This window comes from Nocardioides sp. P4_G4, assembly GCF_056401085.1.
Genome location: NZ_JBFUKA010000075.1, coordinates 1 through 21468, shown reverse-complemented (window position 1 = coordinate 21468; position 21468 = coordinate 1). Strand labels below are relative to the sequence as shown.

The 21468-nt window shown below is 64.7% G+C and carries 20 protein-coding genes, 1 tRNA gene and 2 pseudogenes; 14 read left to right on the top strand and 9 right to left on the bottom strand.

Going from position 1 to position 21468, the window contains the following annotated elements; all coding sequences use genetic code 11:
- From AC1DQF_RS16630 to AC1DQF_RS16605, 6 genes and pseudogenes are all read left to right on the top strand, one after another.
- Positions 1 to 636 (top strand): annotated as a pseudogene (locus tag AC1DQF_RS16630) (ATP-binding protein); the annotation flags it as partial.
- Positions 633 to 1418: an ImmA/IrrE family metallo-endopeptidase gene (locus AC1DQF_RS16625; protein WP_477526330.1), complete on the top strand. Its 786-nt coding sequence runs from the start codon at positions 633 to 635 to the stop codon at positions 1416 to 1418. The pseudogene AC1DQF_RS16630 and the gene AC1DQF_RS16625, both read left to right, overlap by 4 nt.
- A complete protein-coding gene (locus AC1DQF_RS16620) occupies positions 1415 to 1882 on the top strand; it encodes a hypothetical protein (RefSeq protein ID WP_477526329.1) in 468 nt (155 codons plus the stop codon). The genes AC1DQF_RS16625 and AC1DQF_RS16620 overlap by 4 nt, the downstream gene beginning before the upstream one ends.
- The gene (locus tag AC1DQF_RS16615; protein WP_477526328.1) at positions 1879 to 3618 is read left to right on the top strand and encodes a type IV secretory system conjugative DNA transfer family protein; all 1740 of its coding nucleotides are present in this window, start codon (positions 1879 to 1881) and stop codon (positions 3616 to 3618) included. Before AC1DQF_RS16620 ends, AC1DQF_RS16615 begins: the two co-directional genes overlap by 4 nt.
- A gap of 524 nt (positions 3619 to 4142) precedes the next feature.
- Positions 4143 to 4622, top strand: coding sequence for a hypothetical protein (locus AC1DQF_RS16610; protein WP_477526327.1), 480 nt, complete (start codon positions 4143 to 4145; stop codon positions 4620 to 4622).
- 511 nt (positions 4623 to 5133) lie between these two features.
- On the top strand, positions 5134 to 8820 hold the full coding sequence (locus AC1DQF_RS16605) for an NACHT domain-containing protein (protein WP_477526326.1): 3687 nt from the start codon (positions 5134 to 5136) through the stop codon (positions 8818 to 8820).
- A gap of 608 nt (positions 8821 to 9428) precedes the next feature.
- On the opposite strand, the gene AC1DQF_RS16600 is transcribed toward AC1DQF_RS16605, so the two are convergent.
- From AC1DQF_RS16600 to AC1DQF_RS16575, 6 genes and pseudogenes are all read right to left on the bottom strand, one after another.
- Positions 9429 to 9668 (bottom strand): hypothetical protein, encoded by a 240-nt coding sequence (locus AC1DQF_RS16600; protein WP_477526331.1) that lies wholly within the window; start codon positions 9666 to 9668, stop codon positions 9429 to 9431.
- Between the two features lie 9 nt (positions 9669 to 9677).
- A pseudogene (locus tag AC1DQF_RS16595) lies at positions 9678 to 9818 on the bottom strand (winged helix-turn-helix transcriptional regulator); the annotation flags it as partial.
- A 387-nt stretch (positions 9819 to 10205) separates the two neighbouring features.
- On the bottom strand, positions 10206 to 10601 hold the full coding sequence (locus tag AC1DQF_RS16590; RefSeq protein WP_477526325.1) for a hypothetical protein: 396 nt from the start codon (positions 10599 to 10601) through the stop codon (positions 10206 to 10208).
- 692 nt (positions 10602 to 11293) lie between these two features.
- Positions 11294 to 12433 carry a hypothetical protein gene (locus tag AC1DQF_RS16585; RefSeq protein ID WP_477526324.1) on the bottom strand — a complete coding sequence of 380 codons (1140 nt, stop codon included), beginning with the start codon at positions 12431 to 12433 and terminating at the stop codon, positions 11294 to 11296.
- A 617-nt stretch (positions 12434 to 13050) separates the two neighbouring features.
- A complete protein-coding gene (locus AC1DQF_RS16580; protein WP_477526323.1) occupies positions 13051 to 13695 on the bottom strand; it encodes a hypothetical protein in 645 nt (214 codons plus the stop codon).
- A gap of 36 nt (positions 13696 to 13731) precedes the next feature.
- Positions 13732 to 14499, bottom strand: a complete 768-nt coding sequence (locus AC1DQF_RS16575; RefSeq protein WP_477526322.1) for an LEM-3-like GIY-YIG domain-containing protein — start codon at positions 14497 to 14499, stop codon at positions 13732 to 13734.
- A 233-nt stretch (positions 14500 to 14732) separates the two neighbouring features.
- Between AC1DQF_RS16575 and AC1DQF_RS16570 the strand changes: the two genes are divergently transcribed.
- From AC1DQF_RS16570 to AC1DQF_RS16540, 7 genes are all read left to right on the top strand, one after another.
- Positions 14733 to 15599, top strand: a complete 867-nt coding sequence (locus AC1DQF_RS16570) for a DnaB-like helicase C-terminal domain-containing protein (protein WP_477526321.1) — start codon at positions 14733 to 14735, stop codon at positions 15597 to 15599.
- 9 nt (positions 15600 to 15608) lie between these two features.
- Positions 15609 to 16253 carry a hypothetical protein gene (locus tag AC1DQF_RS16565; RefSeq protein WP_477526320.1) on the top strand — a complete coding sequence of 215 codons (645 nt, stop codon included), beginning with the start codon at positions 15609 to 15611 and terminating at the stop codon, positions 16251 to 16253.
- A 140-nt stretch (positions 16254 to 16393) separates the two neighbouring features.
- Positions 16394 to 16810 (top strand): single-stranded DNA-binding protein, encoded by a 417-nt coding sequence (locus tag AC1DQF_RS16560; RefSeq protein ID WP_477526319.1) that lies wholly within the window; start codon positions 16394 to 16396, stop codon positions 16808 to 16810.
- A gap of 8 nt (positions 16811 to 16818) precedes the next feature.
- Entirely contained in the window at positions 16819 to 17331 is a 513-nt protein-coding gene (locus AC1DQF_RS16555; protein ID WP_477526318.1) for a hypothetical protein, read from the top strand.
- Between the two features lie 116 nt (positions 17332 to 17447).
- A complete protein-coding gene (locus AC1DQF_RS16550) occupies positions 17448 to 17747 on the top strand; it encodes a hypothetical protein (RefSeq protein WP_477526317.1) in 300 nt (99 codons plus the stop codon).
- Complete coding sequence (locus AC1DQF_RS16545; RefSeq protein ID WP_477526316.1) at positions 17747 to 19051, top strand: hypothetical protein; 1305 nt, start codon at positions 17747 to 17749, stop codon at positions 19049 to 19051. Before AC1DQF_RS16550 ends, AC1DQF_RS16545 begins: the two co-directional genes overlap by 1 nt.
- A gap of 59 nt (positions 19052 to 19110) precedes the next feature.
- Positions 19111 to 19332: an excisionase family DNA-binding protein gene (locus tag AC1DQF_RS16540; protein ID WP_477526315.1), complete on the top strand. Its 222-nt coding sequence runs from the start codon at positions 19111 to 19113 to the stop codon at positions 19330 to 19332.
- A 112-nt stretch (positions 19333 to 19444) separates the two neighbouring features.
- Here AC1DQF_RS16540 and AC1DQF_RS16535 read toward each other — a convergent pair.
- Both AC1DQF_RS16535 and AC1DQF_RS16530 read right to left on the bottom strand, forming a co-directional pair.
- A tRNA-Val gene (locus AC1DQF_RS16535) sits at positions 19445 to 19519 on the bottom strand.
- A 22-nt stretch (positions 19520 to 19541) separates the two neighbouring features.
- A complete protein-coding gene (locus tag AC1DQF_RS16530) occupies positions 19542 to 20036 on the bottom strand; it encodes a PGPGW domain-containing protein (protein WP_477526314.1) in 495 nt (164 codons plus the stop codon).
- Between the two features lie 210 nt (positions 20037 to 20246).
- On the opposite strand from AC1DQF_RS16530, the gene AC1DQF_RS16525 reads away from it, so the two are divergent.
- Complete coding sequence (locus AC1DQF_RS16525; RefSeq protein ID WP_477526313.1) at positions 20247 to 20666, top strand: SsgA family sporulation/cell division regulator; 420 nt, start codon at positions 20247 to 20249, stop codon at positions 20664 to 20666.
- Positions 20667 to 20704: 38 nt separating this feature from the next.
- On the opposite strand, the gene AC1DQF_RS16520 is transcribed toward AC1DQF_RS16525, so the two are convergent.
- Positions 20705 to 21468, bottom strand: a 764-nt coding sequence (locus tag AC1DQF_RS16520) for an ABC transporter ATP-binding protein (RefSeq protein WP_477526312.1), incomplete at its 5' end; no start/stop codon positions are given.

Below are 21468 nucleotides of genomic sequence, written 5' to 3'. Positions count from 1 at the left end.
GAGGACGGACGCCTCGTCGGCCACGCCCTGCGACGCCTGGTCGCAGGCGACCTCGCCGGGTTGTTCGACGGACCTTCGACCGTCTGGTTCGACCCGTCACTGCCGATGATCTCACTCGACCTATCCCGCGTCACCGAGAACGCCACACTCATCTCGGTGCTGATGACCTGCGCGTCGGCGTGGATGGAGTCCGCGCTCATGGACGCCGCCGGCGGCCAACGATGGGTCGTGTACGACGAAGCGTGGCGCCTCATGTCCCACCCGGCCCTGCTGCGCCGGATGGACGCCCACTGGCGCCTGGCGCGGCACTACGGGATCGCAAACATGCTGATCTTCCACAAGCTCTCCGACCTCGACAACGTCGGCGACTCCGGCTCCGCGATGCGTGCCCTCGCGTCGTCGCTGCTGGCCAACGCCGAGACCCGGATCGTCTACCGCCAGGAGTCCGACCAACTCGGACCGACCTCCGCCGCCCTCGGGCTAACCGGCACCGAACAGTCCCTCATCCCGACCCTGGGCACCGGGCAGGGGTTGTGGCGGATCAAGCACCGATCGTTCGTTGTCCAGCATCAGATGCATCCAGCCGAGCTCGAACTTTTCGATACCACCGGGCGCATGACGGGAGGGCAGTCGTGACGAGGACTCAGGTTCGCGACCGGGCAGTCCGTGACGCCAAACTCGAAGCGCTCCAGGCTGAACTCGACAATGCCGTGGCATCACTGGTGACCGGCGAGGACTGGAAGCGGGCACTCACGTTCGCAGCGCAGTTCCGATCCAGGTCGTTCAACAACACGATGTTGATCTACGTCCAGCACCATGCCGCGTATGTCGAGGGGCGGGTGCCGGAGCAGGCACCCGACGGTCCGTGGGACGGTCTTGCTGACCAGATCACCGGCCCGGGCTACGAGCTTCGGCTCGTCTCGAACGCCGCCTCGATCGGCGGCGCCAACGGGCTGACCGACTTCCTCGGCCGCGAGGTGTCCGTTCGGATAGTCGTGGACGACGCCGCCCAAGCCAAGACACTCGCCCACGAACTCGGCCACGTCCTGCTCCATGAACCGAAGAGCAGCAGCATCTCCGCCGCCGTCGCTGCCGATGCCGCACTTCATCGAGGTGTCGCCGAGGTCGAGGCCGAATCCGTCGCCTTGATGGTCGGCGCAGCGCACGGCCTCGACACCAGCGCGGACACAAGCCCCTACGTCTCAACCTGGGCAGCCTCCGTGCCGAACAGGACTCCGGCCGAAGTGGTTCAGGCCACCGCAGAGCGTGTCCGCGCCACCGCCATGGGGATCCTCGACAACCTCGACCCACCCAAGACCTGTGACGGCAACCCACCAGGGCTCGACCGCGACGCCCTTGTCCACGGCTCGCCCTCAGCCCGCCCAGTACGACGCGACGCGGCGGTGCTCGGGCTATGAAGATCCCGGTCGTCCTGCCCGTCGTTCACATCTCCGTCGATGACGAGGGCACGCTCACAGTCGACATAGATGGGGATCCCTACGACACCGAAGAGAGCCTCTTCCGGAGAGATCTCCAGACGGTCCTCGACACGATCACGACTGGTCGAGAGTCCGCCGTACGAGTCGATATCCGCGAAAGCGACAACACGACGTACGCCGACATCGCCACTCCACCCGCGAAGCAACCGGAAACTGCGCCCGAGCACGAGCACGCAGCTCCGTCCCCACCCGGCATCTGCGGATCTGGGTTCCGGCCCGGTGAAGCCATCGCCGTCGCCTACGTGCTACTGCGGGGAACGGCCGACGCCGGCGGCGGTGTGGCTGTGCACCTCCCACCGTCCGCACTCGCAGGCCGAGCCGCGGCGATGGTCATGATGGGGCTCGACTCCAAAGTCGCCACCCTCGTCGAGGTATCTCCGTGAACCTGGGGCCACGCCGCGTCGACGACGAACTGATCAACCTGGCGCTCGCCGCTTTCGTGGCGGTGTTCCTCCTTGCACTTGCTCTGCGCGGCGCTGGCGACGCAGCCGCCCTGATGGGCAGGACAGACCGTCCGATGGGGAGCGTGTCCGCAGGGCTTCGAGTGATCCTCGAGCCCCGAGACCCAGCGAGCGCCCTCGTTGCTCCCGGATTGTCACCGACCCTCTACTGGACCGTCGTGGTGACCATGCTCGCGATTGCGGCCGCTGCAGCATCAGTCGTCTGGCGGGTCATCGCGGGGATCCAACAACGCACCAGTAACGACCCGCATCGGATCGTCGGGACCGCCACCCGGCGGGACATCGCGCCGGTCGCGTCGAAGCGCGCCCTGCTTCGCCGGGGCACCAATCTCCGGCCATCACTGACCCGGCCGCGGGCCGAGGAGGTCGGGTACCTACTGGGGGGATCCAAGGGGCAGGAGATCTGGGCATCGGTCGAGGACTCGATCCTCATCGTCGGCCCGCCTCGCTCAGGCAAAGGGCTGCACCTGGTCATCAACGCGATCCTCGACGCGCCCGGCGCGGTCGTCACCACCTCCACACGACCCGACAACATCATCGCCACGATCCGCGCAAGGCAGGACCGTGGCCCGGTGGCGGTGTTCGACCCCCAACAACTCGCCCGCGAGCTGAGCCTGCCCTCGGGACAGCGCTGGTCCCCGGTGCGCGGCTGCGATGACCCGCTCACCGCGATGATCCGAGCAAACGGTCTCGCGGCATCCACGGGTCTGTCTTCCGGCGGCGTCGAATCCGGCGGCTTCTGGGAAGGAAAGACCCGTTCCGCCCTTCAATCGCTTCTTCACGCTGCCGCGCTGGAGCACCTGTCCACTCGCTCCCTGTTTGAGTGGTCGCTCTCCCCGTCCGCCGCGAGCGACGCCGTTGGCATCCTCACCACCCATCCCGCCGCGGCCGCGGGGTGGGGCGAGTCGCTGGAGTCGATGATCAACTCCGACCCTCGTACGCGCGACTCCATCTGGATGGCCGTGACCCAGGCACTCGCCTGCTTGGCCGACCCACGTGTCCTTGATGCCGTGAGCCCAGACCCCGGGGAGGAGTTCGACCCCAGGTCGTTCTTGACCGAGAACGCCACGCTCTATCTGCTCGCGACCGGAGCCGGCGCGGGCGCGTCTTGGTCCCTTGTGGCCGCCCTTGTTGAAGACCTGGCCGAGACCGCCCGCCACCTCGCGGCGGCATCACCCGGCGCACGTCTCGACCCCCCGGTCCTGCTCGCCCTCGACGAGATTGGCAACCTCTCCCCGCTCCCCTCGCTGCCAGTGCTCATGGCCGAAGGCGGCGGGACCGGGATCACCGCGATGCCGGTCCTCCAGTCGCTGTCCCAGGCCCGCGACCGCTGGGGGGACCACGCCGCAAGCGCTATCTGGGATGCCTCCATAGTCAAGGTCATCCTGGGCGGCGCGTCGGCCTCGAAGGACCTGCAGGAGCTTTCGGTGCTTATCGGGGAACGTGACGAGCGCACCGACAGCCTCACCTTCGGCGACCACGGCTCTCGCACCGTGCAGCGGTCGACCCGGCGGGTGGCGGTCATGCCGCCCGAGCGCATCCGCACGTTGCCTTTCGGGACGGGGCTGGTGTTGCTGCGCAGCGCACCGCCGATCGTGACGACGCTGCGCCGTTGGACGGATCGGCCAGCAGGCACGGCATCAGCCCGCACGACATGAGGTCGTTCGCTCGGATGGCCGTGACCGCACTCCGCCTCGTCGCACGGGAGTCCTTTCGACCACTTTGACGCAGCACATGAACGCCGGCATTGCCGCCTCGCCGGACGAGCGAAGACGTTCTTGCTGCCATGGTCGGCTCGACTCGATGCTCGGGCAACAGGACGGCCACGCAGGCGCCTTTGCAATTGGGCGGATGATTGCGGTGAACGAGCAAGGACTCACCGGCAAGAAGACCGAACACTCGTCACTTTCCTGCTCCGGGATCCGAGAACGGTCGGCGATACCGCTGGCAGGTTCGTCCGGGATCGCGAGTTGGGATGCCATTCAGCGGAATCGGCAAGGCACGGGCTTGAGTTCCCCGGCTCGGTCGACATCAAGATCCTGGGACAAGCCATCGGCGACCACGTCCTGTAGCAGTCAGGCGCCCGCCTGAGGCTCGGCGAGTGTGAGCAGTGCGGCGCCGCGACGTGAGGGTGGCGCCGATCCGGCGGAGAGTGTCGGCGGACAGGTCTAGCGTGTTGCCCATGGCGCTGACTGCCCTCATCGTGTCCGTTCTCGCATTCCTTGTCTCTGCCGCAAGCGCCGCTTACGCCCGGCGCCAGGCACTCGCCCAAGATGAGGCAACGGCGATMGAACGGGAGCGTCGCCACGTCGAGCGCACGCCAACCTTTGAATCACGAATTGAAGACGTAAACAGCGATTTTCGATTCTTTCGTCTATGGGTGACGCTCAGCAGCGGCGAGCCGCTGGACTCCATCGCCGTGGAATTGCCAGCGGAGTGCTCTTTCCGCTTCGCAGACAGCGTCAGCGGTGTTCGCGATCCCCGGCACGCCGAGTCGTACCAAGGCGCGATCGGCCCCGGCGAGCGCGTGTGCTGGCGGGTGGAGCTGCGTCACTCCGCGAAGGAGCGGGAAAGCCTCTTCATCCGCTCAACCTCGGGCACCGGCCACTGGACGAACCGGGTGATGGTCGACGTTCCACCTACAAACATTGGTCTCTTCTAATCGACACCTGCGTCGTTGCGCCGCGAGCGCACACGCCTGGGACCTCGCCCGGCTCGCCTCCTGAGTGAGCGAGCCGCGACCGGCCGGGGACTACGGTGCCAGCATGGCTGACGCCTCCCTCATTGACCTGACTGCGATGAAGCCGAGCGACTTGCTCGGCCTATACTTCCGGGTCCTAACTTAACTGTACGAGCACCCGTGATCCGCTCCAGGAAGGAGTTGCGCGCCGCCCAACGCAATCGACTCGCTCGTCAGGATCCAGCGTGCGCACATCGAGCTCTCAACCGACGCCTCGGGCAAGCCGGGCTGATGGCGTCCTCTGCCTGCGCGAGCGCGACGGCCACCTCGATCAGCGCCGTGGTCCGATCGAGCGGCCGACCAAGCATTCGGCATCGGCGAGCCGAGGCACGACAGCCACTACGCTCGGCATGTGCGTGAGAAGAGGAATTCCACGGCGGACCTCCAGGGTCCGCTGACGAGCCTAGTTTCACTATTGCTGCGATTAAGAGACGTGCAGCTGCGTGAGGTGAAGGGTCTGTTGGGATCGCTGGATCACTTGGAACCGTTTCGAGGGGCCTCTATACGGCGGAACGCGTCCGATGCCGACGTGCGCATGGCGCTCGCCATCACCCTCGATTCATGGCTGCCGTGGGACATGGACAAGCGGGTTGCCCTCGGCCTGCCACCGGGCGAAGCCGAACGCGAGATCTGGCATAACCTGTTGCTGGGTAAGTCGCTCGACCCGTCAAACCCTAAAGATGACTTCTTGCGGAAGGTTCGCTCTCGGTACAGTTCGGAGCAGCCGGATCTGGGATGGGGCCCAAAGGCCATCCGCGAACGCCTGSGGACGGAGAGCCGCACCATCGCGAGAGCCATCTTGCTGTCGCAGGACACGTTGGGATCGCCCTTCCCCAACAAACATCCAGACGACACGTCGCTCGGCGAAGGAATCGACGCCTACTTGCAGGCGGTGGAACGTTGGGCAGGCCAACTCCCCGAGTGGATGGGTCGTTTCGTCGATGGGAATGTTGAGCGCTCGGACATTGAGCAGTCCAGGCGACTTTCACAGCCTCCGCAGATCGGCGATGGCCGCCCGCCACCGGCGATCCTGCCGTTGGTTCCCGCCCGCGGGGCAACCGCCATCGTCGGCCCAGGTGGGGTCGGGAAGTCGTGGGCCCTAGCAGCTCTGGCTAGGAACTTGCTACATGACCAGTCGGGGTCTGGGTCGCAGCGACGACTCCCGATTCCTGTCAACTTCCACACTTTGAGCGAGATCCTGGCACCGAACGAGGTCCTATCTCGAGATGAAACTCTTGCTGCCGTCGTCAAGGCTTCTCTGCAATTCCTGCGAGCTGATCCCAACGGACTGGAGGGCAAGTTGCCGCCAGGATGGAGGCCCCACCTGTTATTGGACGGCCTGGACGAAGTTGAACTTCCTAGAAGCCAAGAGYGATCACTGCGCGCTCTCCTTGAACATGGCGACTTGGACGTCACCATCGGTAGCCGGGCAGGGCGATGGCATGCGAGACCTCTGTGCCAAGCTCAGGTTCAGATTCTTCTACCGTTCACTCGTCGCCAACTAGCGGAGTTCTTCACGAGTCTTGGAGTCCGGGAGCCTGATGGCACGATGCTCATGGAGTCAGAGGGGACTGACGTCGTTTCTTACGTCAGGAGCTCACCCGCAATCGCGACGCTGTATGCCTTGGCCCACCGCGACGACCGTGCGCCGATCACATCGGTCGAAGATCTGCTGGAACGAAGCATTCGCCTACTTATCGAGAGCCCTTGGCGGGAGGAGAGGACTTCCGAAGACCTCGTAGACGCCAAGTTGCGTCTGCTGGCTGCTTGCTCGTTCATATGGGCGCGCAAAGGTCATTGGGTATTCATCCCCGGTACCGTGGCCAGGTCGACAGTCGTGGAAGTCTGTAACCAGTTCGATCTCTGGACAGTTGCGTCGGGACCACCAATTCAAAGGGCCGAAGATGAATTGGCGTCGACCATGCCCCTCCTCGAACGACGTGCTAAGGAAGCACCCGGCCTAACCGGCTCCTGGGCCCTCCCACATGCACTTGTTCACGACTTCCTCGTCGCGTGGCACTGCACTCATGATCCGCGCGATGGCGGCGCGAGGGGCCTTGGACCAGCGTCGTCGCTACTGGACGTGCCTCTTGCGGAGACTGACAGGTGGTCGGACGCATGGCGCATGGCGGCTCGGCTGGACGGGACCAACGACCTCAGCCGCCACATCATGTCGAGCGGACGAGATTTTTTCGGAGCTCGCACCGTCCAGGCCCTCTACTGCTTGGGAGACACAGCGGATCGGCCGTACTGGGAAAGCCTGATCGACGCATGCTCCCAAAACCCAGCTCCGGCGGCGCTCTCACGCGGTTTGGATCATGACCTCACGCGATTTGATCCCGTCGTGGCTGACTACATTCAAAGCAACTACTTAGTGTCGCCTCGTGGCTTTGAGGGGACGGATTCGTGGCATGCTTTCGCTGGCAACGAGTACCCCAAGACCCCGCTTCGAACAGTCATCTACGGGATGCCGAGTCTGATCGACCCGGTATGGGAGTTTCAGCGTCTTCCTGGACGAAAACAAGCTCTCATCTGTGCCGAGTGGGCGCAGCTTGATTTGGCGACCATTGGCGACCATGTGATAGCACTACAACCGCTCTACGAACTGTGGCTGCTCGCCGAGTTGGTTGCCCAGACATCGTCGCCGCACGCCAGACACGCGCTGGACATTAGGATGACGCGACTAGAGACCTGGATGGCGACCCTGGTCCAAGCGATTCTTGACCGGGATGAGTCGTCGTACTGGGAGGGCTTCGTTCACTACGTTGTTGCCCATTGCGACTCACGATTTCCTCGCAGGCGCCGGCCGACAATCCATCCACGTCCCTTCGATCATTACGAGGATTTGCACGACTGGAATGTACGACTGACTTACGACACGACGTGGTCTCCGGACACCTGGCCGCGGCCGGGGATCGTCGCCGATCTGGACTCGGCGCCAGGCATCGAGGTACGGCTGCTTTTGTACGGGCAGCTCATGGAAGCTGCGCGCGTGCCGCTGGACGACGCAATCACATTTGCGGAGCACATCGGGCTCGAAAGGAATGCACCCTCAACGCTGGCTGTTGTCGCGCGGTCGTCGCAGATCTTCACCAACCCCTCCGAGGCGGCGTGGCAAGAAGCGTCATCCGCTGCCGAGGGTCGACTTGGGCCGCTCGCGGTGGCGATCGCCGGGAAACTGCCTCCCGGCACAGACCTCCGGGTGACTCTACTAACTCAAGAGTTCGAACACTTCGCGCCTAGAGTCATTCGACTTCAGAATGGTCCGCAATTGGGGGATTTCCCTCTTCAATATCTCCTATTGGGAGGAAGGGGCGAACATCCTGTCTTTGGATTTCCCATTCCAGAAACCGCTGCATGTCTCCTTGCCGCTGACGCTGCGGCCGGAAGTGCTGTTGCACGCGATTGTCTTCGTGACCACATCGACAAGCTGCCGATCGATGTCGCGACCGCCTCTTGGTTCACTGAGGAGTGGGTCGTCGCGGAGGTCGCTTCCTGGCTCGATGACGTCAATCTTGAGTCGGCTGGGCAACGGTTGTTGGGTCGCACGAACGAATTGGCCGACATGCGCACGTGGACTGCCATGTTCTTGCTCCCAGATCACCGGCTGGCGCAGGAGGTCCCGACTGGACGACTCGAGTGTTCGATGTTGCTGGCAGCAAGGGCAAACTGCGGTGGCTCGCTCGGCCGCGAGGCTCTTGCAATACTGCTCAGTCGGCTCAGTGGTGATCTGCTCAAGGAGCGTCCGTTTCGCGAACGCTATCCCAAGATTTTCCAACTCGAATTCGAGCTCGAATGCGCCGCGAGGTACACGGTCGAGCGATTCCGTTCGGAGTGGATAGACCGATGTCTTGATCTGGCAACAGATCCCGCGCTGGCAGATTTGCTGCGCGGGCGAACGCTGACGGATTGGCTCGTCCGAGTCAGTAAGGGCGACGGAGCTGCGATTCTTGATCGGCTCGCGCTTCGATTCGAYGCTGACGATCCGGTTCACCGGGGCCTCTTGGCTGACGCCCGTCCAAGGTGGCCGTGGACGCGGGATCAAGAAGCGGTCCTAGAACGCGTCTATGAGTATTGGCCCGCGACGTCATGGGAGGGACTTAGGCGCCGCGCAGAATGACCCGCGCTTGCCTCCTTACGTCGAGGTACCCGAGCGCAAGAACTCCTACAACGCGAGCCACGAATCGAGCGGCGGTCGCTGCTATGCCCTCAGGCCGAAACCTCTCCTGGAAGTCCGCCGCAACAGATCGAGGGATCCCCGGATCTGGGCGGATTCTGAGACATGCGGAAATTCCATGCAAGAACGCTTGGCCGCAGGAGAGGAGCCCCATGATGCGCCTCTTCGAAGTCTGCCCAGCGCGCACGCAACGAACTGCGTCGTCGGCGAAACCCGGAACCCGCACAGCGGAACCGTGGCGGGGCCTGCTGCACGGATCGGGTCAGTAGACCTAGCCCATTCCGCCGCTTGTAGGCGGCCTCTAGCTTGCCGGATCTAGCCGATGAGGGCGTCCGTGGGAGTTCGGGGGCGGCAGGTCCAACGGGTAGGTGGGTCGATGTCGATGTCGATGTCGATGTCGAACCCTGCCCAAAGCCAGCATCGCATGACGCGCTCAAGCAGGGTCGGGGGCAGTCGCGGCGGCTGCAAGGGGGCTGCGATCCGCAGCCTGGTCGTCGCCATCAGCCCCCGCTGGCACCAGTCGGGCCGGCCTTCGTCGTCAGCGTCGGGAGTCAGGCGTCAGATGCGTGCGTTCCTGCTTGCATGGATAGGTGCTCCAAGGTCTTCGTCACCTCGCCATGGACGTCGGCGATCAATTGACGGACGAGATCACGCTCATGTCTGGCCGTCTGATCCACCTGAGCTTCAATGAGAGCTTGGGCGGCGATCCGGTATGTCCGCGCTGCCTTGACCTGCGCGCTGGACAGATGATTCGCGCCGCCACCGAACGATGGATCGATGGGCTCGCTCAAGCCGAGCGAGATTAGGATCTTCAGCCGTCGCGAGACCGTTGACTGGGAGAGGCCTAGTCGCGCCGCAATCTCGCGTTGAGAGTACCCGCGGCCGTGCAGCAGGGGAATGAGCGGCTCAACGGCGTCGCCGTCAGGCGCGAGTCGGCGCAACTGCTCGGCGGCTGCGTCGAAGCTTCCAAGCGCCGCTACGAGCGACCGAGCGCTCGCGATGCGATCGGCCCAACCCTCAGAACCCAAGCTCGTCAACAACCCTCCAAGCGACTAGTGGTGGCCAGAACCGGTGACGCTCGGCTTGGCAGCGAATGTGCGTAGGTCATTGAATACGACGGACGTTGCAGTTGTCCCGGGGACTTATGCAGCGGTCTGCCCGAAAGCCGGTTCGCGCCTAGCCAGCGGTGCGCCTTCGGCCGCCTGTCGGCGTGACGAACCGCATCGGGATATACCGAGGGAGCCCGTCCGTTACACATGGTGTTCGCTCGACTGGGGGCAGACGAAAGCCCCGACCCTTCAAGGGTCGGGGCTCTGTCTCGGAAGCGACTAGACGCAGACGGCGTAGGCGTAAACGTCCACAGGGCTCGGGTTCTCGCTGTTGTTGATGACCGTGCGCCACCAGGTTGTGGGGGACGGAGCCGCCGGACCGCTGGACGCGGCGACGGCAATGCTCGCGAAGTAGCCACCACCGGTGACCTTCTTACCCGGTGCGCAGTAGGCGTCGGCGTACCCGATGTCGTAGGCAGCGACCCTCACAGTCGGGCCCTGCACGATGGCGTGGCTAGCGTTCACACCGGAACCTGCCGGACCCGACGGACCTGTCAGACCGGTCAGACCGGCAGGCCCCTGCGGGCCAACCAACTTGCCGCGCTCGCTGGCCTTGAAGTCCTTGAGGGTCAGAGTTCCGTTCTTCACCTTCGCAGTGGTGGTTGCGCTGTCCACGGCCGTCGTCCAGTCAATCGACGAGACTCGGTGCCCTTCTTGGCAATTCACATCCAGACGTGCGAGGCGGTCGACGCGTTGTCGACGAGCCAAGCCTCGAACGCCTTGTCGTTCTCGAAGAACACCGCCTCGGTGTGGTCCATCGGCATGGCGGCACCCTAGCCTCGCAGACGATCACCTGCCGCAAGGCACTTCGGACCTCCGTCACTTCGCCGCCTGGCGGCGCACGACTGTCACTGCGAAACGACGCATGTCCTTCCCGCCCAGCCTTGTATTCGATGGGTCGGCTAGCTTCCAGGCGGCGCCTCAGCAATGGTCCAACCGGTTGGGTCCACCGAACTCATCTTGCGAGTCGCGGGGCCGTAGCGGAACTCGTCGTCTCGTGCGTAGAGATAGCCATCGTCAAAGTTGGCGCGAAACAAAGCACCGTCGGGGCGCCTCACCCAACCGAAGACCAGGAATCGACCGTCGTTCAGTTGGTCCCACAGCCGCAAATCAACCCAACCAATAGCCATAGTCGCAATCTAGCGAAGACGAGTCTCCGGCTTGAGCGAGCGACGGAGCACTTCTTCGCATTGCTGCGGGTAGCTACCCCGACCGGGCAGCGTCATACCGCCGCGAACCGGCCTTCGTTCAATCAGCCGGTCTGGGGTCGGGATCCTGCGAGGCTTGTGGGCTTCGCTGACATGGCGTCAGTCTGCTTCGCAGTGCCGCTTGATCTCGGCGATCACGGCGCGCTCGCGAGAACTAACGCGACCATCGATCGCGGCGATCTTCTCGGCCGCCATCACCAGGTCGCTCTTGTCACCGTCCTCGGCCCTCAAGCGCTGCCAAACCTCGTCGGGGTCGAGCGTGATCAGTTGCGCGAGGTCGTCGTCGATGACTCGGTGGCGTTCCTCAAGAAAACACGCGAGATGGCGCAGCAGGTTCGCCTCATCCTCAGACGTCTTCTCGTCGGCCATTGTGACCAGCCAGGCCACCCATAATAGGCACTCCGGGTGCTTGGTCTGCTTCGCCAAGCTTTTGGCGACCTCGACGATGTGTGCCTCGCTGCGGAAGACCTCACGAGCGTGACGCCCAGCTATCAGAGTCGTCTGTCGATTTAGCACGACCGCTAGGGGCACGCCAACCAAGGGAATGCCGACCTTGATCGCATTGCGCTGAAGCAGGTACTTACCCACAAAAGGAAGCCCCTTCGCAGCGTTGAGAACCTCCTTGGAGTAGAAGCGCTTGATCAGGGGGCGCATCATCGCGGGCACGGTCTTGAGCACACCTTGGCTCACGACCTCGCCGTTCTTGATTGTGAAAGCGACTCGGATCAGCTTCCACACATCGTCAGGGTTCGTGGTGTCGAGCGGAACCCGGTATAGCACCGAGATGTCGTACGCGAGGTGCAGCTGCAGTCGAGTCGTATACGCGAGATCCACCATAAGTGTGGCGGCAGCGGCTGGCACGGTGGCGGGGCTGGCGCCCCCGCGGGTCCCTAGTGTCGCAACGACGGCACCTGTGTAGGCGCTGGCAGAGAGACCGCCCTCGATCGCCGCATAGCGCGAAGCCATCTTGATGCGTTGCTCAACGATCGCATCCGGTGGCAGCCCCTTGTACCGATCCTGGAAGTACCGCCAGTCGACCTTCTCGGCGTAGGTGCGCAGCGAATGAGCAAGGAGCTTTGTGAACCATCCACCGGACGTGATGTCGTCGACGGTCAGTTCCTTCACGAACTCGCGAATCTCGTCGCGGTCGTGCCGGACGAGCGTTTGGCCCCCTTGGTCAGCGGCAGCCACGGACTTCTCTGCTTCATCGGTTACCGTGGATGTGTCGCGATTGCGCATGTAGAGCCCCCGAGGAAGTCGCATTGGTTGAAGCCGAACTTTAGCCGGGCCGCGGGGTCACCGCGTAGCAAACTTGGATCGGGCCGGCTCGCGGCCGGCGCAGTGGAGCCATACAGATCGCGTGCAAGCCCATGTACCGGCGTGGCCCCCTGCGAACAGCCCAAACGTGACGCTCGCGCTCGCTGAAAGCTCTCCCGGCTCCACGACGTCCCCAAGGTTTTGACGAGACGAATCGCCCGCGGCCGCGCATCGAGCAAGCCGGCCGCTGCATGCTCCGGACTGAGTCTGGCCAGACGTGGGTCCTAGCGAAATCGTTAGGTAGCCTCGATCCGCTCGCCCGCCGGTCATACCGCCGCCCGTCGGCGCAGCCGCACGTCAGCAGCCAGGACCGCTTGCGGTCACCACCGGACATCCCATAGCGACGCTGGATGCGCGTCACGAATCTACGTGGAAAGTGCGGCGACGAACGTCAAAGGCATGCTCACACACTGCCACCCGTTCCGGACGTCCACCTTCCGCATCTGTCAGCAACCGACGGACTGGTCTCGATCGAGACGTACGCCCATGACCTCGATAGCTGCGTCTTAGCGCCGCGAGTTGGACTCGCCCTCTCCTGACTACTCCACAATCGGACCAAGCCCCTGCGCAGCAAGCAGCTCGTTCGCTTGGTCAAGCGTCACCTCGCTGAGGACACCGTTCACATATCCGAAGTACCGCGGGTTCCGCAGCGCCTTCGGTCGAAGCTGCATGGCCGGCCGTCGTTCGATCTTGTAGTAGCGCGAGGAGCACAGGACCCACACCACAGGTTTCCGGTCGTCCTCGAGGCCAAATCTGGCGTGACCGAGCTTTGTCTCGGTGGCGCGCGCGTATTCCTGGTTCGAGATCCAAGGACACAGGCGCAGCGACGCCAACAGGCAGGCTTCGTGGCCGAAACCTTCGGAGTACCGCTGCTCGGTGTACGCCACCTCGTCGAGCATGAACCACATCTCTTCGGATTCCGGGACCATGTCGCCGCAGATCGGGCACCTGCGTTGAGTCGCAAATCTTTCGTAGAGCTCACGGTCACTTCGGTTCAGGTCATATCCCTCACCTGGCGGATTCGCAAACGCTCGGTCCGCGAACACTGGAATGGGCACGTCCCGTCGAGGGTGCTGGGGGCGCGCCGCCAGCGCCGGAGGAACAATCTCCGGGACTGGACGCGGCATCTCTGTCATGTTGCGATGCTGCCGGACGGTCGCGTTCGTCTTCTCGGCGACGGTCACGCGGCAGCAAGTCGGGCAGCAGCCGACCGCACGGGCTCATAGCTCTGGCTCCACATAGAGAAAGCTCCACTGGGTGGCCCGAATGAATCTGCGCACCGACGTCCGCATGTAATGGCCCATCTCCGGTGCTGGTCCCGCTTCGAAACCCCACCTGGTGTACGTCTTCCCAAGATCCTCCTCCCAGCCGTGATCACCCTTGACCCGCCCACGCCATCTGAGCGGCCGGTAGACCGAACGAACTACTCCGTTGTGCACGCCGAACACGTACTGGCATTTGTCACGTCGAGAACCGCGTGCATGCCACCAGAAGGCCGTGGCTGCCTCAAGCTCCTGCTCAGACAAGCTTGGGTCCCACCGGTTGTTCAACGACACGAGCATCACCGGCACCTTTAGCGCCGGTGCCGGCTTCGCCGCGTGTAGCACCTCGATCTCCTGAGCGGGCATCAGCCCGCGCTGAACATGGTGGTGCCCTAACACGACGTTGAGCAGGTTCCCCGGGACAAGCATGTTCGCCAAGTCGATCGCCGCGGACTCCACCTCATACGCCTGCGACTCATTCGGTATCCCGTGGCGGAGCACGTCGACCTGGACCCGTTCGCCATCACTTGCAATACCGGCAATGCGGACGGCCTTCGCGGACTGCAGCGCTGGGTGATCTTCTGCTGAAGTCGCTGAGGCTTCATGCGCGAACGCCCGGTCTCCCTTGCCTTTGCCGACGTAAAACACAACACCATCACGGGGATCCCGAAGCAGATAGACGTACCAGCCCAGCTGCTCTTTCGCCAGTGTTGAGAACCTATCCATGGCGTCCCTCCAGTGTGATGACCCGAATCACTATGACGCCTACTCGGGCCACATGAGTTGCCACCCGACGTGGGTTCGGTCGGCAATAGCACCGGCTTGCCGCGCAGCGCCTCCACTAACCCGGGCCGACACATCCCGCCATCACCAGTCATTCCGCCGCGAGAGTCTCCGCCCTTTGGCGGCAAGTGGGCGCCGCGGTGCCCGGTGTCGGAGGCCACCCCTACGGTGCGTTTGTGGACCAAATCCCTTCGCTTCGACGCCTTCCCGTCGACGACGCCCTGGGGCAGTTTGTGTCGGGAGTTCTCGAGGATCGAGACGATGGAGCGATCGTGGTGCCGACGGGTTTACGGGAACTCGACGACCTGCTCGAGGGTGGGTTACGCCGAGGCCAACTCTCCGTGATCGGTGGTGTCTCTGGTGTTGGTACATCRATGTTGGCGTTGAACATCGCCGCGAACGCGTCCATCATCCAATCGCAGCCAACAGTCGTTGTTGCGCCGGACTCGTCCCGCCGTGAGGTCCTCGCCCGTCTCGTGGCAGCGGAGGCGAAGGTGCCGGTCAGCCATCTTCGCGGAGGGAGACTGTCCGACCATTCTCGACAGCGTCTTCAACGCAAACTCAAGGTGCTTAGGGAGGCTCCTCTCTACGTCAGCGCGGGCTTCCCAGAGGTTCCGGACCCAGACGAGGTCGTAGCCGCAATTGAAGGCTGGGTGGGTCATGGGTTGCGACTCGCTGTCGTTGACGGAACGGCCGTCACGCACCAACAAGGTCCAGAGCTCGTCAGGGCGCTGAAGTTCCTGGCGCAGAGATCGAATATCGCGGTCGTGCTCGTCATGAAAGTTCAGACCCTGGCCAGCAGAGTGGGCGAACCACCGCAACTGGAGGACCTGGGTGACTACCCCGAAGTCGTTGGCCTGCTTGATCTCGTGATCTTCCTTCATCGCGACGATGTTCATAACCCCAAGTCGGCCCGACCAGGAGAAGCGGATCTCGAGACCGTCAAGCACCGCTACGGACCAACACGACGAATCGTCGTTGCGTTTCAGGGCCACTACGCCAGATTCGTCGATATGACCACGCACCCCGTTGCACCGCTGTAGGAAGACACCGTGACTACTGACCTCGACGTCCTGCACCGGCACGTCCTTGGGACGGTGGGTGATTCTCTTGAGAGATGGCCGGGTGGATGGCCGGACGATGTCGAGGCTGCGCTCATTGATGCTGTTTTCTCGGTTCGCGCTCGGTACGGAAGTAGGGAGCGGCTTACTGGTGTCTACGGGGCTGTGGTGCGCTGGCAGAAGTCCCGTGGCGAGGGACACGGCGACGACCTGCGTGTCCTCGCATCGACTAGCGAGAGGCACCTCCGCACACTCACAAACTCGGGCAAGATCAATGGGCGGTATAAGGCGGCCGTCGTCATCGACGCCGCCCAGGCGCTGATCCAGGTCGGCGTGGTTCACGCCAGCGACTTCCCAGAGAGACTGCCGCAGGCGCGGGCGGCCTATCTCTCGGTCACAGGGTGCGGCCCAGTCACGTGGGCCTATTTCCGTATGCTCCTCGGCCTCCAGGACGTCAAGCCAGACACTTGGGTCATGCGCTTCGTCCAGGATTGCCTTCCGCTGGTGCAATCACCAAAGATCGCCTCCGACCTGATAGTCGGGGTAGCGGCAAGAATGGACCTAAGCGCCACAGTCCTCGACCACGCGATCTGGCGTCACCGACGCACCAATCGGCCTGAACAAGCAACGGCATAGTTAGCCTGACAAAGAAGCACCACGGGGGGTCGTTCGGGAGCGTCATGCCGCCTACGCCACCGCATGCCGACCTGGCCTGAGCCGCTCACCTATGCGCTGAGAGCGGCTCACGGCGAGTCGCGCGGCATCAGGAGGCACGCATGTCCATCCCCACCCAGATGAGCTTGGTCGGTTTCATCGCATCCGATCCCGACCTGCACTTCACCACCGCTGGAGCCGAGTACCTGCGCGTCCGGGTCGGGGTCGAGCAGTGGCGCAAGGAGTTCAACGGCGACTTCACCAAGCTCGACCCGACCTTCCACGACATGGTCGCTTTCGAGAGCACGGCGAGGGAGATGTACGCCCGGTTCCGTAAGGGCGACTCGTTCGTCGCCAGTGGGTACGTCCACGAGTACGAGGTCGAACGGGACGGCGGAAGCCTCATCAAGGAGGAGTTCGTCGCTCGCAAGATCGGCCACAACATCAACCGGATGGCGTACGAGGTCCAGCGCCGCCGCCTGGCTCCTGCAACCCCCACGCCGGCGCAGGAGCTACCGAATCCCGCGATCGGATTCTGAGCCGGACCATGTCGGCGACCGACTCTCCACCTTTCGGAGTTGAGCGAGAGGACCCACCCGGTCCGATCAACTGGAACCTGATCGACGCGGACCAGGCCGCTGCTGAGTGGCACGACCTCGACGCGTTCGTGCACTGGCTAAAGTCCACCTTCGGGCTCTCCCCCGCGATCGTGCCGCCGTACTGGCACCGCCACGATGAGCTGATCTGGGAGCTCTCTGCCCTCCACACCCACTTCCTGGCCTGCTACGACGAGACCTCGTCCCCCTCGGCGCCCATCGCGTGGATGCGGGACTTCGCCGACACCCGACACCGGCTGCGCGAGTGGGTCGCGATCTGCGGCACTCGCCTCGACCGCGACCGGCCCACCCGCCAGACCTACTGGCCCGGAGAACCTGGGGAGCCGACCGGGGGTGAGGTCGAGATCCGAGACCGCGCCGAGGACTTCAAGGACGTCGTTCGGGCCGATATCCGACACCGCGCTCATGTGGAAGCGCTCGCACGCGGCCAGCTTGTCGGCTGACCGCTCGGAGCCTCCCAGCACGCATTCGGAGCCGTTGTCCACAGGCAGACCTACTGACGAACCACTCCGCACAAGTCAGGCGGACCCTCAAGAACACCACTGACCGAGGAGCGACCATGCACCTGCGGCACGCGCACACTCTGGCCCAGGCCCGCACGTGTCTCGCCGCGCTCGCGGACGAGGCGAGCAACGACGACGCGGCTTCGGCTTACGAGCACGTCCTCATTGATCTCGACCGGATCCACTACGACGAGTCCCCGGATGTCTACCTCGACCCGGTCACCCAGGATCGAGCGATCCAGTTCGACGTCGCGACTGCCGCGATCGAGGAGCTGAAGACGCACGGTATCGACCCGCTCACCGTCGAACTGCTTCTGTGGCAGCTCGCCGGGGCCCACAACCAGGACTGCACCTGATGTACGGCGAAACCGGTGCCGCCATGCGACAGGAGTTCGCCAGCCTGTTGCGCCAGCACCGCGTCCAGCAGCGGCTCGGCGGGACGCGGAGCGAACGCGCCGACCTCGGCGCGCAGATCCGCGAGCACCGCCAGAACGTCCTGCTCTGGTGCAGCCAGGCGCTCCACTCGGCCTCACCGCTGACGTTCTCCAACCAGCCGCCCGCGCAGCCGAACCCTTTCCGGTCCGCGGGCTCCCGCGGTGACGGTACGACGCCCGCCGCGGAGCTCGCCCGAGCCGTCGACCTAGCGATCACCGAGTCGACCTCGAGCCCAGCCAGCCTCGAGCGGCTGACCACACCCACCGACCACCCGGTTGTCGAGCTCTGGCGCCGTGCCGCACGAGCAGCTGTCCTCGCAGAGCACGACACCGCCCCCGAGATCGCCGACACGATGACGACCTCGCAGGCGCAGGTCATCGTCGCGGACATCGCAGCCATCGCCCAGACGGTCGTGATCCTCGATCAGCGCTATCGCAACACCCCGGGCTGGGAACGACTCGCCCTGGGAGCCCGGCTGGGCTGGGCCGCACTGGCCACCGCCCTCGACGTGAACCTCGGGCAACCCGACTACAGCGTCGACCAACTCGGATGGCGCCCCAGCACCAAGCTGATCGGCGAACCAGCCAGGCCGGGCATCCTCGGAGTGCTCCAGGCCGAACACAACCTCGTCGTGCGGATGAAGGCCTTCCCCAACGCGACCAACCTGCGCTACGTCCTCGACTCCCAGAGACTCCTGTCGCGTCACCTCGTACCGCTGGCCTCCCGCTTCGACGACCGTCTCGCCGGCCGGTGGAACACCCGCGCCGAGACATATGCCGACCTCCAGCAGCTCTTTCGCCCCATCGGCGGCCAGGTCGGACGGGGCGGGTACGCCGCCGCAGAGGGCGCCACGGCCGTCGCCCGAACCTGCTCGCTGCCCAACGACACGATCGTCGAACCTCGAGTCCTCGGCGGCTTCCAGGTCCTCTTCGACCGGCTCGACCGCCGCATCGTCGACGTCATCGAGGAAGGCATCGACCGACGGGCCTTCTTCCAACGGGTCTCAGTCCCCCGCCTGGTCGACGGAAGCGGAGGGCTCGTGGCGCCAGTGAGGGAGCGCTTCGTCCCTGCCGACCGCGAACTCATCGACACCGTGCGGGAACGCCTGCTGCCCCGACCAGTGATCGCCCCGGCCACTCCCGGCGCACACCGCGCCGATCTCCACGCCGCGCTCATCCATCGTCCCGGACAGCCGGGCTTCGCTCCACACATCTTGGGACTGTGAGCCTGGTGGAGCACCACGCGCACCTCAGGAGTAACCACAACCAGCCAGGAGGCAGCGCTATGTCCAGCAATCACACTCCCCACGTCCCCAAGCAGCGACCCGCGTCCGTCTACCTCACCATCGAAGAGGCGGCCGAGTTCATGTCGATGTCCTGCGTCACCATCCGCCGTCACATCGGCGAGGGCTCCATCCCGGCCTACCGGTGCGGCAAGCGACTCATCCGGATCCGCCGCGAAGACCTTGAGGCCGCCATGACGCGCATCCCCACGGCGCGCCAATGAGGGCTCGTTTCCGCTCAGGGAACCTTGTCGATAGGACACGTATAGGACACGGAGCCGAAATCAGAACCACCTCTGAACTGCTGTTCTCGCAGGTCAGAGGTGGTTCAGTGTTTGGTGGGCGATACTGGGTTCGAACCAGTGACCTCTTCGGTGTGAACGAAGCGCGCTACCACTGCGCCAATCGCCCGCTGTGCGGGTGCCGGGGAACTCTAACCCATCGTCGCGGGCGACTCGGAATCGGCCTTCTGGCGAAGCTCGGCCACCGCCTCCGGCTTCCCGTGGAAGCGTCGGTAGCTGTAGACGATGAGGCCCAGGGCGATGGCGGACGAGGCGACCTGGGTCACGCCGGTCCACAGTCCGCCTGGCAGCCACCAGGACTCGGCGAACGGCCACCACTCCGGCGCGGGCGGATAGGAGATCCACAGCACGCCGAAGGCCGCCAGCACGAGGGCGCCCAGCACGGAGGCGACGATGCGTGGCCAGGTCTCCACGCCCTCGGCCGCTCCACGCAGCGCCCGCACCCGGACGGGCTCGACGCGACGCTCCGCCCACTCGTACTGCTGGGACAGCAGGGCTAGACCGGCGAAGATTCCCAGCAGGCCCGGTCCGGGGAGGAAGATCGCCGCCACACCAGCCACCAGCAGGGCCCAGCCCAGCGTCTCGAGGACCAGCCGTTTGGCGGCTCCACCACCCGGGACGGCCATCAGGATTTCTTCCAGCGTGTCGGTGCAGCGAAGATTGACCCTGCCTGCTTTGCTGCGCTCACGAGATGACCCTACGGGTACGACTCAACATGTGGCGTAGCCCACCACGGACAGGGTCGTTGTACCCACGTCATAGGTCGGTCCCCCCGCCGTCCTACCCACCGAGGGAGAGTCCGTGTGGACGGGCACGCCGAGAGAGAGTGGAGACACATGCGCAGGATCACCGCGGACGTCGCTGTGGACGTGACGATGTACTGCCGGGACCTCGACGGTCACTGCTACGAGCTCGACGCCGTCCTCGGATATGCGCGCACCGACGCCTTCGCCGTGACCATGACGTTCGGCGACGTCGACCCGCACGTCACCTGGACGTTCGGCCGTGACCTGCTGATGCGTGGGATCACCCACCCGACCGGCGAGGGCGACGTCCGGATCTGCCCGTCGCTGAACGACGACGGCATCTCGATCGTCCAGATCGAGCTCTGCAGCCCCGACGGGCACCTGCTGCTGGAGACCCGCACCGACGACATCACCCACTTCATCGGCCGCACCGTGGACGTCTGCGCCCCCGGTGTCGAGGCCGAGCACATCGACGTCGACCAGATGATCGCGCAGCTGCTGTCGGTCTGACGACCGTCCCCACCACTGACGTCGGCCTGACGACCGCGTCAGTGCATGTCGTGCTGGGCCACCCACGAGGCGTGCAGCCCGGCGTAGATCGTGCCCTCCTGGGTGACGAGCTCACGGTGCGGGCCTCGCTGCACGACGCGACCACGGTCCACCACGATCACCTCGTCGGCCTGCTCGGCCGTCGAGAGCCGGTGCGCGATCGTCACCGACGTGCGTGACTGCATGAGGCGCTCCAGCGCGAGACCGATCCGCATCTCGAGCTGGGGGTCCACCGCGCTGGTGGCCTCGTCGAGGACGAGCAGGTCGGGATCGGCCAGGTGCGCCCGCAGCAGGGCGACGAGCTGACGCTCGCCGGCCGACAGCGACTCACCGCGCTGGCCGACCCGGGTCGCGAGACCACCGGGCAGGGCGTCGAGCCAGTCGCGCAGGCCGAGCTCGTCGGCGGACGCGAGGATCTCGTCCTTGGTGGCGTCGAGCTTGCCGTAGCGCACGTTGGCCGCCAGCGAGTCGTCGAAAAGGAACCCCTCCTGGGGCACCAGGACGACGCTGCGCCGCAACGACTCGGCGGCGATGCGGCGTACGTCGAGACCGTCGAGCAGCACGGCCCCGTCCACCGGGTCCATCAGGCGGGTCAGCAGCTTGGCGAAGGTCGACTTGCCCGAGCCCGTCTCCCCCACGATCGCGACCCGGGTGCCGGCGTCGATGTGCAGGGAGACGTCGGAGAGGACCGGTGGCCCTCCCGGGTAGGCGAAGGTGACGTCGTCGAAGGTCACGTCGATGGGCCCCCGCGGCAGGACCTCTC

What these genes read in the sequence shown, in the direction of transcription:
- AC1DQF_RS16620 (WP_477526329.1), top strand. Translation starts at nt 1,415, where the DNA reads ATGAAGATCCCGGTCGTCCTGCCCGTCGTTCACATCTCCGTCGATGAC.
- AC1DQF_RS16585 (WP_477526324.1), bottom strand. Translation starts at nt 12,433, where the DNA reads ATGCGCAATCGCGACACATCCACGGTAACCGATGAAGCAGAGAAGTCC.
- AC1DQF_RS16575 (WP_477526322.1), bottom strand. Translation starts at nt 14,499, where the DNA reads ATGGATAGGTTCTCAACACTGGCGAAAGAGCAGCTGGGCTGGTACGTC.
- AC1DQF_RS16560 (WP_477526319.1), top strand. Translation starts at nt 16,394, where the DNA reads ATGTCCATCCCCACCCAGATGAGCTTGGTCGGTTTCATCGCATCCGAT.
- AC1DQF_RS16555 (WP_477526318.1), top strand. Translation starts at nt 16,819, where the DNA reads ATGTCGGCGACCGACTCTCCACCTTTCGGAGTTGAGCGAGAGGACCCA.
- AC1DQF_RS16550 (WP_477526317.1), top strand. Translation starts at nt 17,448, where the DNA reads ATGCACCTGCGGCACGCGCACACTCTGGCCCAGGCCCGCACGTGTCTC.
- AC1DQF_RS16545 (WP_477526316.1), top strand. Translation starts at nt 17,747, where the DNA reads ATGTACGGCGAAACCGGTGCCGCCATGCGACAGGAGTTCGCCAGCCTG.
- AC1DQF_RS16540 (WP_477526315.1), top strand. Translation starts at nt 19,111, where the DNA reads ATGTCCAGCAATCACACTCCCCACGTCCCCAAGCAGCGACCCGCGTCC.
- AC1DQF_RS16530 (WP_477526314.1), bottom strand. Translation starts at nt 20,036, where the DNA reads ATGGCCGTCCCGGGTGGTGGAGCCGCCAAACGGCTGGTCCTCGAGACG.
- AC1DQF_RS16525 (WP_477526313.1), top strand. Translation starts at nt 20,247, where the DNA reads ATGCGCAGGATCACCGCGGACGTCGCTGTGGACGTGACGATGTACTGC.